Genomic DNA, 21,964 nt, shown 5'->3' on the forward strand with positions numbered 1-21,964 from the left:
AGCCACTCATATTGCGATTTCCGGCACGCCCGCATCAGTCAGAAGCTGATAGAGCTCAGCCACATTGTTTCGGTTTCCGCGTTGATAGCAGAAGGCGAAGATGGCGCGCTGTTTCGCCCGCGAGAGGGCGACGAAAAACGCAGCGACGCCTTCGGGGTCGCCGGGGGTGTGGGCCCACCAAGCCCGGTCATCGAGGCCGACGAAGATGATGGTGTCGTATTCGAGCCCCTTGCTCTTATGGACAGTCATCATCGGAACCTGACCGACGCCCTCGAACGCGTCGAGGCACGCCGTCCAGGTCACCGCACCGTTGACGCAAGCGAAGAAGTGGATGCAAAAAGCTTCAAGGATGATCTCAAGCTGCTCGCCAACGCCGTATTCAGCATAGGTGCGGGCGATTGCATCGAGATCCAGATAGTCGAAAACCCGTGTGGCGAAGTCGAGGGCGCTCTGCTGCGACGGGGCGGTGGCCGCCATGTCGGTGCGGAGGGCCGCGAGGAATGCGGTGAGCTCCGCCTCGACAGTGGCCGCGCGCGCGTCATCCTCCTGCCCGATAGCGCGCAGCACCTGGACGGAAGAGGAGACCAACTGCCAGGCTGCCGGTGCGCGGCGGGTCGCGCCAAGGCGGAAGATTGCAATCGCGAGCCGGCTCAGGTCATCAGATAACAAATCCTGAAGAGAGGTTTTGCCGAGAGAATGGCTCTCATTGCGAATCCGCAGGCCATGAACGGCGAAGGCTCCAGCGAGTTCGCGCTCATAATCATCGGACTTCTGTTTCACGAGGAGCGCGTAGTCGCGCGGCGCCCGGCCGCGGGTGGCAATGTCATTGGCGATCCATTGCGCCAGGTGGGCGGCTTCCGCCGCAATGGTCTGGCTGGACCAAACCTGAGCCACGTCGCCATCGACCTGACGGGCGGTCTGAGCGACCGTGGGGACGGTGTTCGGATCGAGCGCGCGCGCGACGATATGCTGGATCGCGACCAGGTCCGGCGAGGAACGGAAGTTGAAAAGGAGGGGGAACCTTGCTCCGCCGAAATCGGCCTGCAGCCGCTGAAAGGCGTCCTGACGCGCGCCGGCGAAGACCATGATCCGCTGCTTGTCGTCACCGACGCCGGTGATGATGGTTTGCCCGCCAGAGAACGCCGAATGCAGGAAGTCGTATTGCGCGTAGGTCGTGTCCTGGAATTCGTCCACGAACACGAAGGGATAGGTGGCGACGAGCGCCCGGCGGATGTGGGGATTGGCCCGGAGTAGCTGCTCCGCGAGTCGGTTGATGCCGACGAAGGTGAGTGAAGAAGGCTGTCCTGGAGGTAGTTGCGTCGACCACCAGCGGGCGATGGTGAACTCGGCGGCGTTTTGGGGCGCGATAGGCCCCATCGGCAGGCGGTAGCCGCCGACAATCTTGGCTTCAAAATCGCCCGCACTGTAGCCGGCGATTTCCGCCTGCCATTCCGGCGGCGCACCGAGCCGGGCAAGCGTGAGGAAGCCTTCTATCGTCTTGCGCTTTGGGAAGGCGATTTCGTAAGGCCGGGTCGGGCGCCATTCGGCGAGGATGGCGTTGAGAAAGCGATCGACCAGACTTTTGGTGAAGGCGTCGAAGGTTACCGACACGAACCGGTTGGCGAACTCTGGCGGGCACCGCTGGCGGACGCGCGACGCGAGATTGTTGGCTGCATCCGTTTTGAACGAAATCGCTAGCACGCGGTGCGGCGCTCGGCAGAGGCCCGTTTCAAGCAGATAGTCGGCGCGTTGGGCCAGAAACTCGGTCTTGCCGGCGCCGGGGCCTGCGACCACGCACGCCGAGCCGACGTGGCGCAGGGCATTCCACGCTGCCGGTTCGAGATCGTTAATGCCGCTGGGGCGCCAGTCCTCTGGCCGAATAAGGCGCATGGTCAGGCACCTGCGGGAGGAGGAGGGGTAAGACGAGCGACAATTGAGGTCAGGAGTGCGCGCAGTTCTTCGGGAGCGGTGGCCGCGAGGGCAGCCGGGTCTTGTGCACTCAACACCCGAACGTGGGTGCTGGGCTTGCCGCGCCCCAGGAACAGATAACGATACCAGCGCATCAAAACGTCCTGGTCGGCAGCGTACAGGTGAGGCAGACCGTCGTCGCCGAGAACCGCCGTGCGCGGCTCCCCTGCAGGCGAGGGCCCCTGGCGGCCGGGTTCGATGATCTGATAGGCGAGCGGGAGAGCCTTCAGCATCGAGTAGTCGAGGTCGAGGGGCGTGCAGAAGAAGACATTGAACTGGCGCAGCCAATTCATCCAATTTGTGATATTCGCAGTGTCCTCGATCGGCAGAGCATCGAAAGCCGCCAGATTGGCGGCTGGCCCTTGGGGGTTAAGATGCTGTCCGAAGATGGCCTGTGGCGTGACGTTGTTTGCGAGCAGTTGCGTGCAGGCCGTTTTTATACGTCCCCACCCACCCCCAGAACGGCCCCGGTCGAGATCCAGCAAGGTGGCGTAGGGGATGTCGAGATCGGTCAGCAGTCGCCAGAGGTGGTTCACATGCCGACCGCCCAGCGGAACGACCGCGACAAAGGATCGATCGATGTCGAGCCCCATCGCCTCGGCGAGACGGGGAAGAACGACCTCCTCGGACGCACCTTCTCCCAGCACGACGAAGCGCGCGAAATAGAGTTCGGGATAGGTCCGCACGGCCTCGCGAATGAATTTCGATGCCTCTTCCTCGCCGACGGGGAGGTTGATCGGGCGGATGCGGGCCGTTCGATCGTGCGGATCGAGCCGGAAGTGCCGGACCTGCGTCGGATCCACCCGGGCGAGGATGCTTGGGGAATGGCTGGAGACAACGGCCTGCGCCTGCGGCGACTTCGTCAGGTCCTGTATCTGCCGGACGATGCGGGAGAGATAGAAGGGAGCGAGATTGTTCTCGGGCTCTTCGATCGCGATGAGCGTGAGCGCGGGTAACGGTACGCCGCCAGCCTGGAAACCGGCCCCAGCAGGATCGGCGACGATCCCGGCTTCAACGTCCAGTGTCGCCGCGGTCATCGCCAAATGGAAGAGCGACCTCTGGCCGTCGCTCAGGTCATCGAGGGCTCGCTCCCGGCCGACCTCGTCGGGGCGGAAGACCACCTCTACCTTCCGGATGAAATGCTCAAAACGCAGATCGAGCGGGCGGAAGACCGGCGTCGTGTCGGTTCCGGCTGTGTACACTTCCTGCCACCGCCGCGTTACCGCTGCGGCAATCACATCGACGGCCGGCTCCCCGGCGAAAGCGCCGTTCAAGGCGGCGCCGGCGTTTGTGAACGTGTCGCGGACTCCCTGCGACCAGTTGATGGCGCGCCACAGCCTGCCGCGCAGAAAGGCCGTCACCTGGGAGGCGCCGTCCCGCGTCGCCGGCACGTAGATCATTTGGATCCGCGCCCGGTCGGCGGCTTTCAACTCGGTGCAATCAGCGTCGGTGAACGCCCCGAAAGTCCGGACCGCCCAGTATTTCTGTTCAATCGCACCATCGAGCGAACCGTCATCGGTCCAGGTCGCTTCGAGACGCAGGCGGCATTTCAGCTTGCCCGCCTCCTCAGCTGCCATCTGATGAAAGAATTCTGGAATTGCCGCGCCACCGGCGCCGTCGGCGTCTAGTTCTGGAAAGGCAATGATTGCCTCTAGGACGAAGTTTCGCTGGAGTAGCGCGACAAGCTCGGTGGAAGGGACGTGAAAATCCTGACGCCGCAGTCGTCGCTGATCGCCCGTCACGCCGAAGAGGCGCTGCAGGGCTTGCATCAGGGCGGTCTTGCCCGCGCCGTTGACGCCGACAAAGGTGGTGAGGCCGGAGGTTAGATCGACGCTTGTCGCGACTGGTCCGAAGCAACGGAAATTCGTCAGACTGAGCCGCTCAATAAACATTTTAGCCGACCTCCCCTTATTGGTGGCCGATCGCATCAAGTTTCCCTTGATTGGCAGTCGCGGCCTTCCATGATTTCGTCACTTATACTTCATCGATCAGTACAAGGCGCGCTGAAGCTTCAAGAATCGAGAGGCCCCTAAGCACGCCTTCCTCAAGCGTTTTTCGCGACCGCTGACGGCTTCGAAAATAGCGCGTGGCGAAGTTCGATCTGTGATCCGGTTTGGCGGGTGTGCCTTGTTCGGAAGCGCTCAATCGTTTCGATCGCGGCAAGTGGTGTAGGTCCCTCAGCGAGCGCGAGAGGGACATGGCTGCCGATGGCGTCGGCAATCCGTGAATTGGCAAAGGGCACGTCGCCGTCGAGCACGTAACCGAGCATGCACCCCACAGGCAGCTGTTCGGCATACTGCTCGGTGAGAAAACGCATCATGCCCTGGGTGACGTACACGGTGGCCAGGGAACTGCGGCCTCCGCCGTTGTTCACGTTGAGCCGCTTGCACTCATAGGCCAGGTATCGCTCCCGATCCCAGTCGAAGAGTACGGCGATGTCGATGATGCCCTTGCTGTATTTCGACCCGTCAGCCGCTAGGCCGAACGGCTCGAACTGATACTCGACCCAATGGCATAACCGACGGACCACAACGTCCTTGGCGAGGCGATCGACGAGGTTGATGGTGATGACATCTTCCCCTGGCTGTTCGGGAAGAACCGCCATGCACTCTGGCCACGCTGCCGCGATCCGCTCCAGGAAGCGATCGTCAAACGAAACGAAGTTGTCGACCCATCCCTGCACATCACCGATCAGCATCAATCCGCGCCCCGCTGTTGGGCTGCGGCGGCAGCTTGCTGGAGGTCCAGCGCTATTCCATCGGCATCCGCGAGCGCCGTGGCGCGCAGCCAGAAGCGCATCTGCATAGGCTTGATGAGGTAGAGGCAGTCACCGACGAATACGCGCAGATCGGGCATGAGCTGGAAGTTACCGTCGAGGGGCCTGTGGATGTGGGCTGCGAGCTGCTCGAGTACGTCGCTGAGTTCGCCGGCCGCATCTTCGGCATACTCTTCATGGCCGCCCAGATGCAGGCGCAGGATCGCAAGATCAGCGCTGCGCGCGACAAGGCGCGCATCGATCTTCTTGCCTTTGAACCAGTCCGCGAGGCTCGCCGACAATGTGCGCGCGTATTGAGCGCGTTGCGGTTCGTCAGGCGCGCCCCAGAGTTTCGGGAAGTGGCCTTCATGGGGCTGAAGCGCAGGAAGGATCGCCTCGACAGTGTCGTCGATTAGCGCGATCTCATCGGGAGACAGGCAAAAATATTGGTACGCGAGCCGGTCGATCGTCCGAAGAACGTCGCCCTCGTCGATCTGCATCGAGAAGGGCTCCTTGGAGCGTTCGTATGCGTCGTCAACGATCGCAACCAGCTTATGGGCGGCTTGAGCGGCTGCGGCTTTATCAGGGACATCGTCGGGTGATGGAAACGGCAATCGCAACAGGTCGGCTTGCTTGACTTCCGGGCGATCCGAACCGAACGACGCGGTGCCATGAAAGGCATACCAGACCGCGATGCGACTATTGAGGATCGCCGTGAGAACCTTCGCGCGGTCACTTTGGCCGTCCGGCACCACGATCGCTTGCAAGATATCCTGGAATGTCAGCGGCTGATCGCAGTAGGCGGCGCGAAGGCGGTTTTGCGCTGTCTCCACCCCACGCGGGATAAGGATGCGCGAGCCATCGAAGCCGGGCTCGAACCCGCGGCGGCGAACCGTCGATGACGGGGCCGGCAGCAAGCCTTCCGCAGCCTGAGCCAGGCGCGAATAGGCTGCGATCGGCAGGTCAGGCAGTCGACCGACATACTCGCTGGCCAGCGGAGGCGCATCGCTATCGCTATCTTCATTGAAGGGCTGATAGCCTTGCCCGATGACCCATCGATCGCCCGGCTTTTCGCGGCGACGGCTCAGGCTGCCGTAATCGCTGATGAAGGCCCCTAGTTTGGGAAGCCTCGCGAGGTAGCCGAAGAGTTTGGCGTCCGGCTCGCGCATCCAGAGGCGCTGCTTGAAGATGAGCGGGTTATCCAGGACCGCGCCCACCCCGAGGGTGGTCTTGTCAGCGCTGCTCAGCGTGATGACGCGCTTGATGCGCAGATTAAGGTCGGCCTTTGGCGCCCAATAGTCGAAGCGATACGGGAAATTATCCGGATTGGCGCTGCTGTAGATGATCAGGGCGGTGGGGCGATGGGCTTTCTCGAAAAGCTGAAATCGAAGATCCGCGAAGTTGATGATGCGGCGGACCTGAGATTTCCGGAAGAACGCGTCACGGGCTTCAACCGTGTTTTGGGCGTGGTTGTGCAAAAATCCCATCGCCGGCAACAGGAACGCGATCAGTCCGCCGTCGGCGAGATGCGAGAGGGCTTTCCAACTGAATGCCCAGGCGTCCTCGCCACCGGGCATCGGATGCCCTGCCTTCTTGCTCCACTGCACTGACGAACGTGCCGGACCGCGCCGACTGGTCCATGGCGGATTGCCGATGATCACCTCGTACCGGGGACCATCAGGCGATACTTTGAAAAAGTCCCGGCAGACAAGGGTTTTACCCCAGAGTTCCGGGAGGAGTTTTCCCCGAGTGATGAGTTTGCGGATGTCGCGTGGTGATACCTCCTCAAGGAGGGCGACGTAGAGCGAGAACACGGCGACCCGAACGGCGCCGCTATTCAGATCCCAGCCATGGATTTGACTCAGCAAGGACAGAAGTGTCTTCCAGGAAATCGACTGCGTCTTGTGCTTGGCGCGCCAATGTTCACACAGCCGCTGGAACGAGCGGACGAGGAAAACGCCTGAACCGCAAGCGGGGTCGAGGAAGTTTCCGGTCGTCCGTGTCGCATCTGGCAACATCTCCCAGGCTTGGGAAACGACGGTGTCGGCAAGGAACATTGGCGTGTAGTAGGCGCCGTTGGCGCGGCGTTCAGCCTCGCGCTCACCTAGGAAGCGATCGTAGACGGCGCTGACTAGTTCGATCGGGATATAGCGGAAGTCATAGCCCCAGAACCGCTGCTGCCCTGAATGCGCCATTTCTTCGCGGCCTGACCGAAACCGCGCCAGGATCGTCAGATGGGCAGGCGTGACTTCGGGTGCCTCGCCCATGGGCTCGAAAGAGCACGGCGCGACGAACAGATCGCCGTTGAAATCCGCATGCAGCGTTCGGAAGAAGGATCGGAAGAGATCGACGTCGCCCCTTTCCAGCAGCGCCGAGAAACTCTCGGCGCTCTTGTCGGATACGGCCGCAAAATAGGCGGGGGTTACGATCTCCCGGTCTTCAAGATAGGCGATAAACATCGCCTGTATGAGCAGGGCTTGCGCCGCATCGGGGGCGAGCGCGGCCTTCTGCAGGAGGTCGTGGGACGCATTCAGATTGTCGAGGAGAACCTGATCGATGCGTTCTTTTGGCGGGAAATATTCGCCGTAGTCTTTCCAAAGACGTCCGGATTCCGCGCCGTAGATGAGATTCTGAAATCTCAGGGTTTCGGTCATCAGGCTGAGGCTATCGATAAGGCAGCGGGCCTCAAAGGCGTCGCCTGGATCGCTAAGCGGAGTGCGGGCGAGCGAAAACGCTCTGAGCGTATCGTCGGCGATGACCAGCAATAGGCTTGCCAGGCCCTGATTCCACAGCGCGCCGTGAAGGTCGATTATTGCGGCACGATCATAGTGATCGGCTTCCAGGATCGCGACAGTCGGGACGCCCTGGACGCAGAAGATCGCTGATACGCCCATTTCTGTAAGGGCGGCTCGGATGGCCGGCGCATGTGGCACGTCGCTGACGGCCTCGGCTGACTCGTAGAGTTCAGGCGAGCGCCGATGTGTAAGCCCCAAGCGGTCTTTCCACTCCGGCGCCAACGTGGATGCCAAAATGGTGGTCATGCTCGTCTTCCACGTCGTGCAGTTTGCGGGCCGATCGCAGTGGGGGGAAACTTTAGATAGCCTTGAGCCAGGTCGGCTTCGGTAGCCGTAAGCGCCGCCTGCAAGCGCGACACGATGGGTCCACAAGGAACGCATAGCGTGGAGGCGTCGGGCGACGGACGCGCATGCGTGCCAGCGTCAACGAGACGGATGCTATCGGCTTCGATCAGGGCAACGGAGGTTTCCAGCGCGAGCCAAGACTTGCCGCGACACTCCCTGATCAGTTGATCGAAACGGCCGCCAACCGTGCCGACGCGGACACCGAAATCTCTGACCAGTTCGGCCACGATCGCCATCGCGACCACGTCCCCAGGTGTGAAGCTTGGGGCGTGCCCCTTATGCGCAGCCAATGCCGGTATGGCATCCCGCCACGTACGAAACGCGTCCACTGAAATGGAAAGTAGCTCGCGAATCTGACTTTGAGTGTAACGCATGTACTCCAATTAGCTCGGAATGCTGCCCATATCAATACGGGGTAAGCCCCGCATATGTATTTGTTTTGTTCTACTCGCAAAAATGCTTCCTTTTATCCTAAGCGTGTCTGTCGCATAGGTGTTCACGTTTCTATTGGCACGGAGCTGTTGGCGATCAGCCTCGCTACATAAGGGACGAGATTTCGGCGGCAATTTCAAAATGCGTGCGTCGAATGACAAATTGCTACGCTTACGAGCTCCAGTGGTCGGGTGTTTTGTGGTAACCAAAGCGATCGTCGGATGGCACGTAGATATGGAAAATTATGCGTAGTAAATATTTTGAAGAAAATACTGAAGAAGAGCGGATATCAATTTTTCAGGAATACTTTGACAGGGACATAGAAAGTTTCTTTACATCAAGCATCAGCTGCTGCGCCGAATGCCAAGAAGAATTCGAGGAACAGTGGCCTGGGACCGTATCTCACGATGTTGAACTTCAGCATGGATATCAGACCGTCCACGACTTTATCGCACAGAGCCGAATCCAAGACGCATTCTATGCTGAAGAAATCGAACATTATTCGAAATTTCTTACGTGCCCGAACTGTGGTGCGGACCTTGATCGGGACTTCTGGATATATGAGCATCCTTTTGACGTTCCGATCGAGTTTTTCAATCAGATGAGTGAGATCGCTCAGATCGCTCATCGAACGCCGTTCCTCCTACTCACTCACGAATTTGCCGCTGAAGTTTTCTCGACCATCGCGGCGCGCGCGCCTCAGGTTACGCCAGCATTGATAGACGGTACACTTTTCCGGTCTAGACGGGCGGAGGGGCTGCCATACCCGACACTTCAGGATTTCGCTGCGCCTCCGGCTAACGTGGTCCCTGAAGGTCGATACAATCATTCTGCCCATCCAATGATGTATCTGTCGAAGGCTAGAAATACAGCACTTGCCGAGGTCGGAACTGCTGGCGCACGCTTCCATGTCGTAGAGGTCGAGCTGCAGTCTCCTTTAAGGGTCCTGAACTTGAGCTACTTAGGAGAAGCAGAGACACGCTCAGAGATTGTATTCCAATGTCTGGCGCGCTCCGCACTTTGCGCTGCGCCGCGGCTTGGGGAGGGATGGACAAAACGAGAGTACGTTTTTACCCGCTTTGTTGCTGACTGTGCCCGCCACGCTGGCTTCGATGCCATCGAATTTGGTTCAACGAAGCATCCATCGGGTACAAACTTAGTGTTGCTCGAGCCTCCGGCGATTTTGGATGGCTTCGCTCAACTTGTTAACATCGAAACACTTGACCTCTGAACCTTCTGCAGGCCCTACATTACGACGGCTTCGCTGCCGTGGCGTCGGCCTGCGCGGATAGACGCGATCTGAAGAAAAGTCTACATGATGGGTATATCTCGGCTTCAACTCGCATGGGAGGACTGGTGACTAGCTGGGTCTGTGCATTCTGTGGACCAACGGATCGGAAGCGAACCAAGGAACACCTCTGGCCCGCGAGCCTCCATCGACGCGTCGTAGCCTTGCTCGACGGGGGTGAGCAAAAATTCTGGGTGGCCCGTTTGGATAAGGCTCTTTCAAACGAACCTACCATTCGGGATGTTTGTGCAGTCTGTAACAACGGCGAATTATCGAAGCTTGATAATTATATCTGCGAGGCCTTCGATCGTGATTTTTCTGTAATCCGCGAGCGTGGAGAGAAGGTTTCACTGGATTACGACTATCACCGGCTTAAACGTTGGTTGCTGAAGATGTCGTACAACTCAGCACGTATGAGCGGCACCGACGTGCCGCTGTTTCAGCCGTTGCTTCCGTACATAATGAGGCAGAGCCTGCCCGCGGGACGGAATGTGAAGCTCTTCCTGGAGATGACATATCCCAGCGAAATACCCGCGGATGAGCTGCAAGACGGAATGCCGGCTGCCGTGAGACCGGCCGTTAACCGTGTCGGGTTCTTTGGCTGCCCAACGCAGAGCGGCATGAAGTGGCTGCGGGCGGTCCATTTGAGGAGCTTCACTTTCCTTCTTGCGTTTTTACCACCGACGGCGAGCGCGGCGTCGATGCACGCTTTCGTCGACGAACTCCTCTCGAGCCGCCCTTCAGCGCGCGAGCTTCGGGCTTCAATGTCTCGAGTAACGTTGCAGTGTGACGGTATCGACTGCTGGACATCATTAAAGTCCGGCATGACCAATCGCATTGAGATGAAATGAAACCACTTACCAAAAAAGGAAGGTGATTTCGCTCATCGGGCGTTTCAATGGCAGACCCGCGCGCCGGGGGCTGTCGGTATCGGTTTCCGGCTTGGCCGTCGCTATGCTAAACCTCCTCTGCTGTTCGGTTCTTTTCGAATAGCCTGCCGCACCTCCTCCCGCGGCAGGCTTTTTCGTTTTTACGGCCGTCGCATCAAAGGCAGAGGACCAACTGTGGTTCTTGCCTGCTGTCTTCGGTGTTGAGCGATGATGGGGTGACTCCTAAGAGCCGGACCGGATGTTAAAACGGAAACACCGAAGCTAGCACGGTCTCTCGTCTAGCCTGTGCGCCAGTTCTGCCGACATATCTTCAACATCTTGTTTAACCAAAGAAATCGCTGCGAACTTGATGGGCCAGCGGTTCGATTCCTTTCAAGGCGAAGAGCCTGGTCGCCCAGTGAGTAAGCATTTCATATGGACTCTGTAGTTCATCTGCATTACAGGTGGTGTGTAGTCGGAGACAGCTATGGCGTCGAACTCATTAGTACAAACTCGCATTGATGCGGACGTTCGGGATCGGGCCTCTGCGGTGCTTGAAAGCATGGGCCTTACTGTGTCGGACGCGGTTCGCATCTTGCTAACCCGTACCGCCAATGAAGGAGCACTGCCGCTCGAGCTTATTTCAGGCAGCGAAGCTCATGATGCTTGGTTTCGTAGCAAGGTTCTCGAAGCGTTGAACGACACCAGACCGGATGTGCCGGATGATGAAGTCCAGGCCCATTTTGAGAAACGTCGAGCGGCAGCGCGCATTAAAGCAGCGGCACGTAAGCCGTGAAGCTTTCGTGGTCAGCATTTGCATTGTCAGATCGAGACGCCATCTTCACCTTTATCGAGGCAGATAGTCCTTCAGCTGCCATAATGGTGGACGAAAGGATTGTCTCTGCCGCTCGTCGTCTGATCGATTTTCCGGCAAGTGGTCGCGTCGGTAGAATTGCCGGTACGCGCGAATTGGTGATCACCGGCACTCCATACGTTGCGGCGTATGCCGTGACACCATCGGCGGTTCGTATTCTCCGCGTTCTTCATGGAGCCCAAGAATGGCCAGACTCCTTTCCAACCAGCTAGGCTTAGAACTTCGTGTCCGAGATTAGCGGGTCTCCAGTTCGATTCCGTTAAAGAGCTAGATGGCTTGAGAGATAAATCTGAACAACCTGGCACACATATATTCATTGCCTAACAGCTCGGAGAAAGAACGACACCCCCAGTCTTGGCTGTCGTCCTCTCTCGACTGCGCTGCTTGCCTCGTTGCCTAGAAACCGTCCGCTTTGCAAAGAGGTCACTGGACGACTAGCGCAGGTTTAGGGGAGGTCACGCAGCGGTGTCTGACTGTCTGAATTTCGCGGATCGGGTTAGGCTTTCTGGCCTGCAGCTTCCAGGATAAGCTCCGCGACCTCGTCCGGGTGCGAGATCAGCGAGAGATGGCTGGCTTTCAATTCGATTGCCTTTGCGTCCATGCGCTTGGCGAGAAAGCGCTGCAGGTCCGGGTTGATCGTGCGGTCCTCGCTCGACACCGCGTAATAGCTGGGCTTGTGGCGCCAAGCGGCTTCGATAACTTTGCCTGAGAGTAGCGCCTTCTGGAACGGATACTGCGTTGCATACAGCACCTTCGCGCGGGCCGTTGGAATGTCGCCGGCGAAGTCCTCGAGGAATGCCTTCTCGCTAAGTCTCCCTTCCTCACCGTCGAAAACGATCCCGGCAGAAGCGGGGGGAGTAGGGAAGGTTTTTGCCAAAGCGCCAAAATCCTCGTTTGCGTCTGGTGCACGGGCGGCGACGTACACGAGAGCCGACACATTAGGATGCATGCCGGCCTGAGTTACAATCATTCCCCCAAATGAGTGCCCTACCAATACTGTTGGCCCATCCTGCCGCGCCAGTACTCGCTCCGCAGCAGCAACCGATTCCGAGAGAGTAGTCAGAGGGTTCTGCACGGATGTGATGTTCAAGCCCTCGGGCTGCAGCCTCGATATCACTTCGCTCCAGCAGGAACCATCTGCGAATAGCCCATGGACGAAGACAACGTTACGGGCCTTTTCTGGGTGGCCGGCCGCCGATGCGGCCATGCCTTTGGTTGAAAGCATTGATGCTGCCGCGCCGGCAAGCATAGCAGCGGAAAATGTGCGCCTGTTCATGATCATTCCGGACTTCCTTTCATCGTAAAGCACATGCTTCGGAGGAGTCTTTCGTTGGGAATTCCCCAATCTTACATCGTCACGACTATGTGATCGGCGCGTAAATTCGAATAAATTCGCGATAGGTCGTAACAATGGGTTTCGTCCAACCGAAAGCATGGGTGCATGGACACACGGGAAGACAGATGGGCGAAAGCGATGCGCGCGGAACGCACTGGAGATAGCGCTGCCTACGAGGCGTTTCTCAGGGCTTTCGCCGCTTCGGTGCGGCGGATCGTCGAGGCGCATTTGCGATATATGGGTTTCAGTCTTTACGAGGCAGAGGATGTCGTCCAGGAAGTGCTCATAGCAGTGCATTTCCGTCGCCACCAATGGGATACGAAGCGGTCTCTGCTTCCGTGGCTGAACGCAATTACGCGCTACAAGATCATTGATGCCAGCCGGCGCTTGGGCCGTGACGCACGCACGCGCGTTGATTTGACCGAGGAGCAGTGGGCCGGCTTGTTCTCATTTGAGGTGTTCGATCCTGAACGCAATCCGGCAGATGTTGAAAAACTAATCTCCGCCTTGCCCCCTGGCGAACAGGCAGCCGTCCGAGCCATCGGGCTTGAGGGTGCCTCTACCAAAGAGGCCGCTGCGCGAATCGGTTCCACCGAGGGAGCGGTGCGCGTCGCTTTCCATCGCTCGTTGAAGAAACTGATGGCGGCAACACAGAGAAGAGGCCCCGGGCATGAATGACAATCGACAACCAACGGACGATCTTATTCGAGGGCTTGCAGCGCAAGCTGGTAAAGGCGCGTCACTTTCGCTCCGTCTCTCGATCGTCCTACCTGTCGCGCTGGTCTTTTCGATCCTGGCAGCGACTGGTGTCGTTGTGATGATCGCCGGACCTCGCTCCGACCTCATGCAGATACTCCCGACATGGACGTTCCTGTTCAAGGTCATCGGCATGGTTCTTGTAGCTGCCGGCGGGTTTCAGCTTGTTTTGACAGTGGTCCAGCCGGGCCAGGCGCCTCATACGGTTCTTTTTCTTGCTCCAGCACTGGTGTTCCTGCTTATCGGAGCTCTGTTTGATCGGAGCGGCTTTCCCCTGCTTGGGGTTCACACCTACTCGGTGCTAAAATGTGCGGGTACTATCATCATGGCATCCATCCCGGCGCTCGCCGCTGTTCTCTATGCGATGCGAGCCGGAACGCCCACGCGGCTCAGGCGGGCAGGCGCTGTTGCAGGTTTCCTTGCAGGTTCCGTGGGTGGTCTCGCCTATACCATCGCCTGCCTCAACGATGGCGCTGCCTTTGTGGCGATATGGTATTCGATCGCCATTGCATGTGTAACGGCACTGGGAGCGTTATTCGGGCCCAAACTGTTGAGGTGGTAGCAAGGTCAGTTTGGTAATAGATGCTATTTTCCCTTCAACGCAATGGGTACAGTCAGTCATCTCGCTGCGGACCCAAGCGCCAATCTGAAGCGATCTCATGTTTCGGGCAGATCATCTAAAGTCGACAGGCCAGACCGGCGCCCGGGTTCGAGAAAAAATCGTCATCGCTTCGTTTCATGACAGAGCAAGAAATGAGCAATTCCTTACGCAGTGCAGCCGTCCCTTCACGGATAATTCAGGTCCCACAGTCCATCAGCGTCGAAGCACAAGCGGCACTGTCGCGCCTGGTCGCCGAGGACGGCAGCCCTATCAATGCGCGGTTCGAAATGCCGTCCCCAGAGGATTTTTCAGGCTGGATGATGATGAAAGCCGCAGTAGATGCGCATTACGCCGCCGCGGCCAAAGATCTTGCCGGGAGTTTGCAGTCCACAGTCAAGACAATTGTAGTCGAACAAGCAACGATCCATGTCGCGACGCCGCACGGAGCATTTCATGAGCGTGGCGCACTCATCGACCTGCATGGCGGCGCATTGGTGTTCGGAGGCGGTGAGGCCTGTCTTGTCAGTGCGCGACGTCAAGCTCACCAGCATGCCGTGCGATGCTACGGCGTCGATTACCGGATGCCGCCTGAGCATCCCTATCCGGCCGCTCTTGATGACTGCTTAGCCACGTACCGTCATGTCTTGGCAGGTCACTCCCCCGACAAGGTAATCATCCTGGGGAGATCGGCGGGCGGCAATCTCGCGACCGCCATGCTGCTGCGGGCGAGAGATGAAGGCATGCCAATGCCTGGCAGGTTAGTCTTGCTCTCGCCACAGGCTGACCTCACCGAATCCGGTGACAGCATCCAGACCAACCAGATGATCGATCTCGTTCTGCCCCGCCCGCTAAGATCAAACAACCTGCTCTACGCCGGTGGTGCCGATCTTTCCGATCCCTATCTATCGCCGCTCTTCGGCGATTTGGCGGGCTTTCCGCCGACATTCCTGCAGACCGGCACGCGTGACCTGTTCCTATCGAACACGGTGAGGATGCATCGAGCCTTGCGAAAAGCTGGCGTGGAAACCGAATTGCACGTCTTCGAAGCTATGCCCCATGGTGGCTTCATGGGTGGGACGCCGGAAGACCAAGAACTCGAAGCGGAGATTCACCGGTTCGTCATGGCAAACTGGAACTGAGGCGGGGAACTTAGACAGGTTTGGCGCAGCTTCTCTGTTGCCCAGCTATGTCCCTGGCCACATTCCTCCGTCAAGTCGGAGGTTCGCCCCTGTGATATAGCCGGCACGAGGGCTTGAGAGAAAAGCAATCGCATCCGCAATCTCCTCGAGGGTTCCGACCCTTCCAACGGGCACCTGAGCAAACAACGGCAGGATTTCTTTCTCTATGTCGTCCCAGGGGGCGTCAACGGGCATCCCCCTCTCAACGGCTTTCTTACGGAATGCGGTATCCAGGCTAATGCTATGCACCGTTCCAGGCGACACGGTGTTTGCGGTGATGCCGCGCGCAGCAACGTCTTTTGCGAGCGACGCCGTCATCGCGATCATGGCTGCCTTAGCGGCGGAGTAGTCCGGTCGACTTGCGGGCGGCATCAGGGCCGCCAGGCTTGAGATGTTTATGATCCGACCCCACCGCGATGCTTTCATTGCGGGCAGAACGAGCGAGATGATCCTCACAGATGCGAGCACGTTCCTGTCATAGACAGCCGCCCACGTTTCAGAGTTTGTGGAGGTCCAATCCTCCGCCGGGGCAGATCCGCCGGCATTATTGACCAGGATGTCGACCGACCCTGCTGTAGCCTTGGAATCCCTAACAAGACGATCGACCTGATCCGACACTGTGAGGTCGCCGAATACCGCGAATGCCCGCCCTCCAGAGGATATGATATCATGCGCGACTTCCTCTGTTTTCATTCTGTCGCGACCGTGGACAAGAACGGTTGCCCCTTCCTTCGCGAGGCCTCTGGCCACACCCTCGCCAATCCCCTTGCTGCTTCCCGTGACCAGCGCAACCTTGTTTTGGAGTTGTAAGTCCATGATATTTGATCCGTCTTACCGTCTCCAGCAGATATGAGGTTCGTCGATGAAGCAGGCAATTACGCACTTTATAGTGCCTGTCGAGGACAGGGCGACGTGCCTCGGAGCCGACGGTTCTGTCTCTCATGTCAGCAGGGTGCTTCGGATGATCACAGGACGTTGGAAACTGCCGATCCTTTTCCGATTGTTCGCCGAACCATCATTGCGGGCATCGCAGTTCATGAGAGACATACCTGGGATATCCCAGAAGATGCTAACGCAACATCTCAGGGAGCTGGAAATTGACGGCCTCATAATCCGGCACGACTTTCAAGAGCAGCCTCCTCGTGTCGAATACTCGCTGAGTTCGGCAGGCCGCGGGCTTATGCCGATTTTGATGGCCGTCAGGGAATTCTCTCGGGATTATCCCGTCGATAGGCGTCGCTAACTAAGTTGGGCACCGACGCTTGGCGCATCATCCCGAAAATATCGCTTGTATTGTGGACCGAATGGTTCCATATATTTGCCATGGTCAAGCGCAATCAAATATCCGCGTCCGTCGGTCGCCCTCGAGAATTCGAACTCGATGAAGTAGTTCGAAAAGCAATGCACGTATTTTGGAATCGTGGATATCACGATGCATCCCTTCCCGACTTGCTTGAGGGCATGGAACTTTCCAGAGGCAGCTTTTATAAGGCTTTCGTCGACAAGAGAGGCATCTATCTGCGCGCCCTCGACGCTTACATCGAGGACGCCGTTCGCTCGGTCGGTGAAACGCTGCATTCCAATCCGTCGCCCAAAGCAGCAATTCGAGACGCTTTCTCGCAACAAGTGGATCAAGCATCCGGACCGGAAGGTTTGCGTGGCTGCTTTGTCGTCTTTGCAGCCGTCGAAATGCTTCCAGAGGATAAAGAGGTCGCACCACGTATTTCCCGGCTGTTCAGACGTCTGCAAGATCTTTATGCGGCGGCGATCATAAGAGCCCAGGCCGTGGGCGAAATCGATCCAGGGCTGGATGAACGAACGCTCGCCAGGTTCCTCGTGTGTCAGATCCAAGGTATGCGGGTCCTGGCCAAGGCAGGAGCGGATCGCGCTGAGACGAGGGCCATGGTCGAACTGGCGCTGAAGGCACTTGGCTGACCCAAAATTGGAACCAAATAGTTCCAAATCATTGCCATTGCAAACCGTCGATCGATTTTTTGGTCGATGTGGAGAGACTTATGAGAGACACCAGCAATCCCAATAACAAACTCGATCCACGTCGATGGATGGCACTGGTCATCCTTTTGACCGGTGCCTTTTTGCCACCGCTCGACTTCTTCATCGTCAACGTGGCGCTGCCTGCATAGCGACAATCTAGGTGAGATTCAGCGTCAATCAGGATGAGACTCGCGCCGGGGTGTGACGGAGGGAGGGCGTAGCCCGATCGTAGTCATACCCCGGCGTGGCGTAAATTTTGGGCGTCTCATGATCGCGGTCGGTCCGGTACATTTACGGTTTTCTCGATTGGAGAACCAGTTTGTGCCGGGTCGCCATGTAACCGATCATCAGATGAGACTCTTCATGAAGTACCGACAAACGCATTCCGTAGAGGTCGCCGCGTCAAAAGCGTCGATCAGCCGGGCCACGGCATACCGCCTCGACAAAGAGACGCAACTTCCATCTCAGGGCAAAGCGCCGCGTAAACGCCGGCGCCCTGATCCTTTGGAGCCGATATTCGAGGCAGAAGTCGTCCCACTCCTGAAGGCCGCGCCCGGCATCCGTGCCGTCGCTGTCTACAACGAGATGCTGCGCCGACATCCAGACCTTTCTGAAGGTATCCGCCGCACGCTTGAGCGACGCATCCGGTCGTGGCGTGCTGTTCATGGCGAAGCGCAGGAGGTCATCTTCCGCCAGACGCACGAGCCAGGCCGGCTGGGCCTGTCGGATTTTACCGACGCCAGCGGCCTTGATGTGACGATCGCCGGCCAGCCGCTTGATCACCTTTTCTATCACTTCCGGCTTGTCTGGTCCGGCTTCGAACATGCCCATGTCATTCTCGGCGGGGAGAGCTTTGTGGCTTTGGCCGAAGGACTTCAAAATGCCCTGTGGTCCGTGGGTGGCACGCCGCTCTATCATCGAAGCGACAGCCTATCGGCGGCCTTCCGCAACCTCGACGCCGATGCCAAGGTTGATCTCACGCACCGTTACGACCAGCTTTGCTCCCATTATCGTATGACCCCGACGCGCAATAACAGGGGCGTCGCGCATGAGAATGGTTCGATTGAAAGCTCCCACGGGCATCTCAAGAACGCCGTTCATGATGCCCTGCTGATGCGGGGGACCAAGGAATTCGACGATCTCAGTTCTTACCGCGCCTTTGTCGACGAGATCGTCAGCCGTCGCAATGCTGCCCATGGCAAGCGCATCGATGCAGAACGATCCCATCTGCAGGCGCTGCCCGAGCGCCGGACCACCGACTTCGAGGAGATTGTCGTCACGGTGTCCCGGACGGGCGGCTTCACCTTGCGCAAGGTCTTCTACACCGTGCCATCCCGCCTGATCGGCCACAGGTTACGAGTTCGCCTGTTCGACGATCGGCTGGATGTCTTTGTCGGCGGTACGCATCTGATGACATTGCGCCGAGGACGCGGCCACCCCGACGGGCGACACGATCAGGTCGTCAACTACCACCACGTCATCCATTCCCTGCGCAAGAAGCCGATGGCGCTCCGCGGCCTCGTTTATCGCGACAAGCTCTTCCCGCGTCAGGAATATCGCAAGGCCTTCGAAGCCCTCATCGAGCATCTTCCCGACAAGCAGGCTTGCAAGATCACCGTCGAACTCCTGGCGCTGGCCCATGACCGCGGTTGCGAGCGCGAACTTGCCGAAGAATTGGCCAGGACACTCGACGCCGGTGACCTACCGGATCTGGTCGCCATGCGAACACTCTTTGGTCCGGACCCAGCGAAGCTACCGACCGTTCATGTGCAGCTCGCATCGCTCAACGGTTATGAGGCCCTGATCGGGACGGGAGAAGCCGCATGAAGAACGCCCACGTCATTGATGAAGCACGGCTCGCCATCATGCTCAACGAACTTCGGCTACCGACCATCAAAACCCTGTGGCCGCAATTTGCCGAGCAGGCGGACCGGGAGGGATGGCCAGCCGCTCGTTTCCTGTCGGCGATTGCCGAGCACGAGCTGGCAGAGCGTGCCAATCGCCGAATTGAAAGGCATCTCGCCGAAGCGCACCTGCCGCCCGGAAAGACCTTGGACAGCTTCGCCTTTGACGCTGTACCCATGATCTCGAAGGCGCAGGTTATGGCAATGACCGCCGGCGACAGTTGGCTCGCCAAAGGAGCTAACATCCTCATGTTCGGTCCCCCCGGCGGAGGAAAAAGCCATCTCGCCGCCGCTATCGGCTTTGCGCTGATCGAGAACGGATGGCGGGTCCTGTTCACCCGGACAACCGATCTTGTGCAGAAGCTCCAGGTCGCCCGCCGGGAACTGCAGCTCGAATCCGCCATCGACAAACTCAACAAGTACGACTTGCTCATCCTCGATGATCTCGCCTACGTCACCAAGGACCAGGCGGAAACAAGCGTGCTCTTCGAACTGATCTCGGCACGATACGAGCATAGATCGATCCTGATCACGGCAAACCAACCTTTTGGAGAATGGAACCGGGTCTTTCCCGATCCCGCGATGACACTCGCAGCGGTCGACCGGCTCGTACATCACGCCACGATCTTCGAGATGAATGTCGAAAGTTACCGGCGCAGAGCGGCGCTTGAGGAGAAACGGCAACGCGGCCGACCAGCCTCGTTCGCGCCCATCAGGACCTCAGCCTTGCCTGTCGCGGAGCGGCAATCAGAAAACGACGAAGATCTTGCCAGCGGCAATCAGCATGATAACTTCATCCCGACCGCGACCTAAGAATCTCATCCAGATTGTCGCAAGCATCTCATCCTGATTGACGCGCTATACTCAATCGTCTTGCCGCCGTCCTACCGGAGCGCACCGGCCATCTCGGAAGAGGTCGGCAGTGGCAAAATCGAAAGCGGCACAAAGCTTGTTGATGCGGTACCGGTCAGAAGCCCGTTCGGGTATTCCCGACGCCAGCGGGGATGTAGTCTCCTCAGCCCAGCGTGCGGTAGTCGTAGTCTATATCATCCGTGGTCAAAGTAACTGTGAAGAAAATCCCAACTTCAGTGTTGAGCGGGAACTGGTGAGGTGTCACGCTTTTGGAGATAATACGTACCCATTTCCAAACTGGCTTTTCCGCCATTGCCCCCGTCCTGTACAGTAAACCTTCAAGGCTTTCGATGCCCATCACAGTAGTCAGTAGCTGTTTACCGTCGCAGAAGACCTGGACCTTGTAATTGCTGCTAGCAGATGTCATGCCCAAGTTGGGTTTATGGCGAAATCTCAAAACTCCCACGAATGGTCCCTTTTCACGCCCGTAGTCAATCCAGCACAGCTTCTTGTTTGTCAAGACGCATAGCTGGCTACACGCTTGGCGTTCTAATGCACTGCGACCAGAAGACACGCTGACAATTAATAGCTTGATGCTGTTTCAATATGAACACAGCCCTGGATCGAATATTTGTTCCTATAGCTCAATGGAGTGCTAGCGTCGACTACAGCCTGATATCGTGCGGTATTGACCTGCCACTGTGACCTGCCACTGAACTTTCATCCGGCAGCGATTAGAGCCTCGGCGGTTTTTGATACACCAAATGGCGTGGTGTGAGCAACCGGCGGAAACGCGAAGTTTCCATATTGCGTAGCGTTGGAGCCGGTTGCGGCGATGGTTCCGGCATAGGCTGCCGGGGTCTGGTATCCGAGCGATGAGTGCGCCCGAAAATGGTTGTAGTCGCCCGCCCATTCAGCAATAGCGCTGCGGGCATGGTCGAGACCAAAGAACAGGCTTTCATTCAGCAGCTCGTCACGCATGCGGCCGTTGAAGCTCTCGACATAGCCGTTTTGCATTGGCCTTCCTGGTGCGATGTAGTGCCAGTCAACCTTGTGATCTTTCGACCAGGCGAGGATGGCGTTCGAGGTGAGTTCTGTACCGTTGTCCGAAACAACTACTCCCGGTTTCCCCCGCCGTTGTATCAGTGCCGCCAGTTCACGAGCCATACGGCGGCCGGAGATCGAGGTGTCCGGGATTGCCGCCACGCTTGCGCCCGGTTCGGGGAAAACGACGAAAGCATGGCTTTGGGCTTATGCTCGCGATGATAGACCCTATGGCGGAACCAGCCCGCCGATGGTTGCCTATCGTTTTGAGGATAGTAGGGGCGCTGATTGCGTGGCGCGGCATCTCTCCGGGTTCAGCGGCATCCTGCAAGTTGACGGATACTCGGCCTATACCAGTCTGGCCAAGACGCGTGCCAAAGCCGGCAGCAATGAAACGATCCAGCTCGCAGGGTGTTGGGCGCATCTTCGCCGCAAGTTTTACGACCTTCACATCAGCGGTGTCTCGAAGGCTGCAACGGATACGATCATCGCGATGACCGAGTTGTGGCAGATCGAGGATGAGGCCCGCGGTCGGGATGCCGACAGCCGCTCCACACTGCGTCAGGAAAAATCTGCAACCATCGTCTCCGGCCTCTTTGATCTTTGGGAAAAGGAACTGGGCAAGGTCTCTGGCAAGTCCAAGACCGCCGAGGCGATCCGCTACGCACTCACCCGGCGCGAAGCGCTGGAACGCTTTCTGACTGACGGGCGGGTCGAGATCGACTCCCATATCGTCGAACGTGCCATCAGGCCGCAAACGATCACGAGAAAAAACAGTCTATTTGCCGGCAGCGAGGGTGGTGGACGCACCTGGGCAACGGTCGCCACCCTCTTGCAGACAGCCAAAATGAATGGCGTCGATCCGCTCTACTGGCTCTCCCAGACCTTGGTCCGCATCGCTCAGGGCTGGCCAGTATCAGAGATCGAGGCGCTCATGCCTTGGAACTTCAAATCAGACGTGATCGGCTGACC

Annotated in this window: 20 protein-coding genes and 2 pseudogenes; 13 read left to right on the forward strand and 9 right to left on the reverse strand. The window is 58.3% G+C overall.

Annotation, left to right across the window (positions count from 1 at the left end; genetic code table 11):
* Nucleotides 1-6: 6 nt before the first annotated feature.
* The 5 genes from GA0004734_RS21865 to GA0004734_RS21885 form a co-directional block, all read right to left on the reverse strand.
* Nucleotides 7-1,890 carry a UvrD-helicase domain-containing protein gene (locus tag GA0004734_RS21865; RefSeq protein WP_092937846.1) on the reverse strand — a complete coding sequence of 628 codons (1,884 nt, stop codon included), beginning with the start codon at nt 1,888-1,890 and terminating at the stop codon, nt 7-9.
* Between the two features lie 2 nt (nt 1,891-1,892).
* Nucleotides 1,893-3,860 carry an ATP-dependent nuclease gene (locus tag GA0004734_RS21870; RefSeq protein WP_092937848.1) on the reverse strand — a complete coding sequence of 656 codons (1,968 nt, stop codon included), beginning with the start codon at nt 3,858-3,860 and terminating at the stop codon, nt 1,893-1,895.
* A 152-nt stretch (nt 3,861-4,012) separates the two neighbouring features.
* On the reverse strand, nt 4,013-4,666 hold the full coding sequence (locus tag GA0004734_RS21875; RefSeq protein ID WP_092937850.1) for a hypothetical protein: 654 nt from the start codon (nt 4,664-4,666) through the stop codon (nt 4,013-4,015).
* On the reverse strand, nt 4,666-7,764 hold the full coding sequence (locus GA0004734_RS21880; RefSeq protein ID WP_092937852.1) for an HsdM family class I SAM-dependent methyltransferase: 3,099 nt from the start codon (nt 7,762-7,764) through the stop codon (nt 4,666-4,668). The genes GA0004734_RS21875 and GA0004734_RS21880 overlap by 1 nt, the downstream gene beginning before the upstream one ends.
* Nucleotides 7,761-8,099 carry a hypothetical protein gene (locus tag GA0004734_RS21885; protein ID WP_210173767.1) on the reverse strand — a complete coding sequence of 113 codons (339 nt, stop codon included), beginning with the start codon at nt 8,097-8,099 and terminating at the stop codon, nt 7,761-7,763. The genes GA0004734_RS21880 and GA0004734_RS21885 overlap by 4 nt, the downstream gene beginning before the upstream one ends.
* 440 nt (nt 8,100-8,539) lie before the next feature.
* Between GA0004734_RS21885 and GA0004734_RS21890 the strand changes: the two genes are divergently transcribed.
* The 4 genes from GA0004734_RS21890 to GA0004734_RS21910 all read left to right on the forward strand — a co-directional run bounded on the left by GA0004734_RS21890 (nt 8,540) and on the right by GA0004734_RS21910 (nt 11,538).
* Nucleotides 8,540-9,526, forward strand: coding sequence for an RES family NAD+ phosphorylase (locus tag GA0004734_RS21890; protein WP_092937856.1), 987 nt, complete (start codon nt 8,540-8,542; stop codon nt 9,524-9,526).
* Nucleotides 9,527-9,777: 251 nt separating this feature from the next.
* Entirely contained in the window at nt 9,778-10,434 is a 657-nt protein-coding gene (locus GA0004734_RS21895; protein WP_139056320.1) for a hypothetical protein, read from the forward strand.
* Nucleotides 10,435-10,939: 505 nt separating this feature from the next.
* Complete coding sequence (locus GA0004734_RS21905) at nt 10,940-11,248, forward strand: type II toxin-antitoxin system RelB/DinJ family antitoxin (protein ID WP_092937860.1); 309 nt, start codon at nt 10,940-10,942, stop codon at nt 11,246-11,248.
* Complete coding sequence (locus GA0004734_RS21910) at nt 11,245-11,538, forward strand: type II toxin-antitoxin system RelE/ParE family toxin (RefSeq protein ID WP_092937862.1); 294 nt, start codon at nt 11,245-11,247, stop codon at nt 11,536-11,538. Before GA0004734_RS21905 ends, GA0004734_RS21910 begins: the two co-directional genes overlap by 4 nt.
* Before the next feature lie 284 nt (nt 11,539-11,822).
* Here the strand turns inward: GA0004734_RS21910 and GA0004734_RS21915 are convergent, their stop codons facing one another.
* Complete coding sequence (locus GA0004734_RS21915; RefSeq protein ID WP_092937864.1) at nt 11,823-12,608, reverse strand: alpha/beta fold hydrolase; 786 nt, start codon at nt 12,606-12,608, stop codon at nt 11,823-11,825.
* A gap of 159 nt (nt 12,609-12,767) precedes the next feature.
* Between GA0004734_RS21915 and GA0004734_RS21920 the strand changes: the two genes are divergently transcribed.
* From GA0004734_RS21920 to GA0004734_RS21930, 3 genes are all read left to right on the forward strand, one after another.
* Complete coding sequence (locus GA0004734_RS21920; RefSeq protein ID WP_092937866.1) at nt 12,768-13,340, forward strand: sigma-70 family RNA polymerase sigma factor; 573 nt, start codon at nt 12,768-12,770, stop codon at nt 13,338-13,340.
* Complete coding sequence (locus tag GA0004734_RS21925) at nt 13,333-13,980, forward strand: NrsF family protein (protein WP_092937868.1); 648 nt, start codon at nt 13,333-13,335, stop codon at nt 13,978-13,980. The genes GA0004734_RS21920 and GA0004734_RS21925 overlap by 8 nt, the downstream gene beginning before the upstream one ends.
* Nucleotides 13,981-14,156: 176 nt before the next feature.
* The gene (locus tag GA0004734_RS21930) at nt 14,157-15,158 is read left to right on the forward strand and encodes an alpha/beta hydrolase (protein ID WP_245292580.1); all 1,002 of its coding nucleotides are present in this window, start codon (nt 14,157-14,159) and stop codon (nt 15,156-15,158) included.
* A 45-nt stretch (nt 15,159-15,203) separates the two neighbouring features.
* Here the strand turns inward: GA0004734_RS21930 and GA0004734_RS21935 are convergent, their stop codons facing one another.
* Complete coding sequence (locus GA0004734_RS21935) at nt 15,204-16,013, reverse strand: SDR family NAD(P)-dependent oxidoreductase (protein ID WP_092937870.1); 810 nt, start codon at nt 16,011-16,013, stop codon at nt 15,204-15,206.
* A gap of 46 nt (nt 16,014-16,059) precedes the next feature.
* Between GA0004734_RS21935 and GA0004734_RS21940 the strand changes: the two genes are divergently transcribed.
* The 5 genes from GA0004734_RS21940 (at nt 16,060) to istB (ending at nt 19,909) form a co-directional block, all read left to right on the forward strand.
* On the forward strand, nt 16,060-16,440 hold the full coding sequence (locus tag GA0004734_RS21940; protein ID WP_092937872.1) for a winged helix-turn-helix transcriptional regulator: 381 nt from the start codon (nt 16,060-16,062) through the stop codon (nt 16,438-16,440).
* A 158-nt stretch (nt 16,441-16,598) separates the two neighbouring features.
* Nucleotides 16,599-17,132 carry a TetR/AcrR family transcriptional regulator gene (locus tag GA0004734_RS21945; protein ID WP_092937874.1) on the forward strand — a complete coding sequence of 178 codons (534 nt, stop codon included), beginning with the start codon at nt 16,599-16,601 and terminating at the stop codon, nt 17,130-17,132.
* Between the two features lie 80 nt (nt 17,133-17,212).
* Entirely contained in the window at nt 17,213-17,341 is a 129-nt protein-coding gene (locus GA0004734_RS26735; protein WP_280949527.1) for a hypothetical protein, read from the forward strand.
* Nucleotides 17,342-17,543: 202 nt separating this feature from the next.
* Nucleotides 17,544-19,019, forward strand: a complete 1,476-nt coding sequence (istA, locus tag GA0004734_RS21950) for an IS21 family transposase (RefSeq protein WP_175386635.1) — start codon at nt 17,544-17,546, stop codon at nt 19,017-19,019.
* Entirely contained in the window at nt 19,016-19,909 is an 894-nt protein-coding gene (gene istB, locus GA0004734_RS21955) for an IS21-like element ISRel5 family helper ATPase IstB (RefSeq protein ID WP_092937252.1), read from the forward strand. The genes istA and istB overlap by 4 nt, the downstream gene beginning before the upstream one ends.
* A 202-nt stretch (nt 19,910-20,111) precedes the next feature.
* On the opposite strand, the gene GA0004734_RS26145 is transcribed toward istB, so the two are convergent.
* The gene (locus tag GA0004734_RS26145; protein ID WP_175386616.1) at nt 20,112-20,468 is read right to left on the reverse strand and encodes a hypothetical protein; all 357 of its coding nucleotides are present in this window, start codon (nt 20,466-20,468) and stop codon (nt 20,112-20,114) included.
* A 200-nt stretch (nt 20,469-20,668) separates the two neighbouring features.
* Nucleotides 20,669-21,154 (reverse strand): annotated as a pseudogene (locus GA0004734_RS21965) (integrase core domain-containing protein); the annotation flags it as partial.
* Between GA0004734_RS21965 and GA0004734_RS21970 the strand changes: the two are divergent.
* A pseudogene (locus GA0004734_RS21970) lies at nt 21,153-21,962 on the forward strand (IS66 family transposase); the annotation flags it as partial. The pseudogenes GA0004734_RS21965 and GA0004734_RS21970 sit on opposite strands and share 2 nt — an antisense overlap.
* Nucleotides 21,963-21,964 lie beyond the last annotated feature (2 nt).

This window comes from Rhizobium sp. 9140 (assembly GCF_900067135.1).
Taxonomy (GTDB): domain Bacteria; phylum Pseudomonadota; class Alphaproteobacteria; order Rhizobiales; family Rhizobiaceae; genus Ferranicluibacter.

Bases quoted from the DNA above. Each gene is read 5' to 3' on its own strand.
- GA0004734_RS21935 (WP_092937870.1), bottom strand. From the start codon at position 16,013: ATGGACTTACAACTCCAAAACAAGGTTGCGCTGGTCACGGGAAGCAGC.
- GA0004734_RS26735 (WP_280949527.1), top strand. From the start codon at position 17,213: ATGAGAGACACCAGCAATCCCAATAACAAACTCGATCCACGTCGATGG.
- GA0004734_RS21905 (WP_092937860.1), top strand. From the start codon at position 10,940: ATGGCGTCGAACTCATTAGTACAAACTCGCATTGATGCGGACGTTCGG.
- istB (WP_092937252.1), top strand. From the start codon at position 19,016: ATGAAGAACGCCCACGTCATTGATGAAGCACGGCTCGCCATCATGCTC.
- GA0004734_RS21945 (WP_092937874.1), top strand. From the start codon at position 16,599: ATGCACGTATTTTGGAATCGTGGATATCACGATGCATCCCTTCCCGAC.
- GA0004734_RS21925 (WP_092937868.1), top strand. From the start codon at position 13,333: ATGAATGACAATCGACAACCAACGGACGATCTTATTCGAGGGCTTGCA.
- GA0004734_RS21890 (WP_092937856.1), top strand. From the start codon at position 8,540: ATGCGTAGTAAATATTTTGAAGAAAATACTGAAGAAGAGCGGATATCA.
- GA0004734_RS21930 (WP_245292580.1), top strand. From the start codon at position 14,157: ATGACAGAGCAAGAAATGAGCAATTCCTTACGCAGTGCAGCCGTCCCT.
- GA0004734_RS21875 (WP_092937850.1), bottom strand. From the start codon at position 4,666: ATGCTGATCGGTGATGTGCAGGGATGGGTCGACAACTTCGTTTCGTTT.
- GA0004734_RS21885 (WP_210173767.1), bottom strand. From the start codon at position 8,099: ATGGCGATCGTGGCCGAACTGGTCAGAGATTTCGGTGTCCGCGTCGGC.
- GA0004734_RS21915 (WP_092937864.1), bottom strand. From the start codon at position 12,608: ATGATCATGAACAGGCGCACATTTTCCGCTGCTATGCTTGCCGGCGCG.
- GA0004734_RS21880 (WP_092937852.1), bottom strand. From the start codon at position 7,764: ATGACCACCATTTTGGCATCCACGTTGGCGCCGGAGTGGAAAGACCGC.
- GA0004734_RS21870 (WP_092937848.1), bottom strand. From the start codon at position 3,860: ATGTTTATTGAGCGGCTCAGTCTGACGAATTTCCGTTGCTTCGGACCA.
- istA (WP_175386635.1), top strand. From the start codon at position 17,544: ATGAGACTCTTCATGAAGTACCGACAAACGCATTCCGTAGAGGTCGCC.
- GA0004734_RS21865 (WP_092937846.1), bottom strand. From the start codon at position 1,890: ATGCGCCTTATTCGGCCAGAGGACTGGCGCCCCAGCGGCATTAACGAT.
- GA0004734_RS21920 (WP_092937866.1), top strand. From the start codon at position 12,768: ATGGACACACGGGAAGACAGATGGGCGAAAGCGATGCGCGCGGAACGC.
- GA0004734_RS21940 (WP_092937872.1), top strand. From the start codon at position 16,060: ATGAAGCAGGCAATTACGCACTTTATAGTGCCTGTCGAGGACAGGGCG.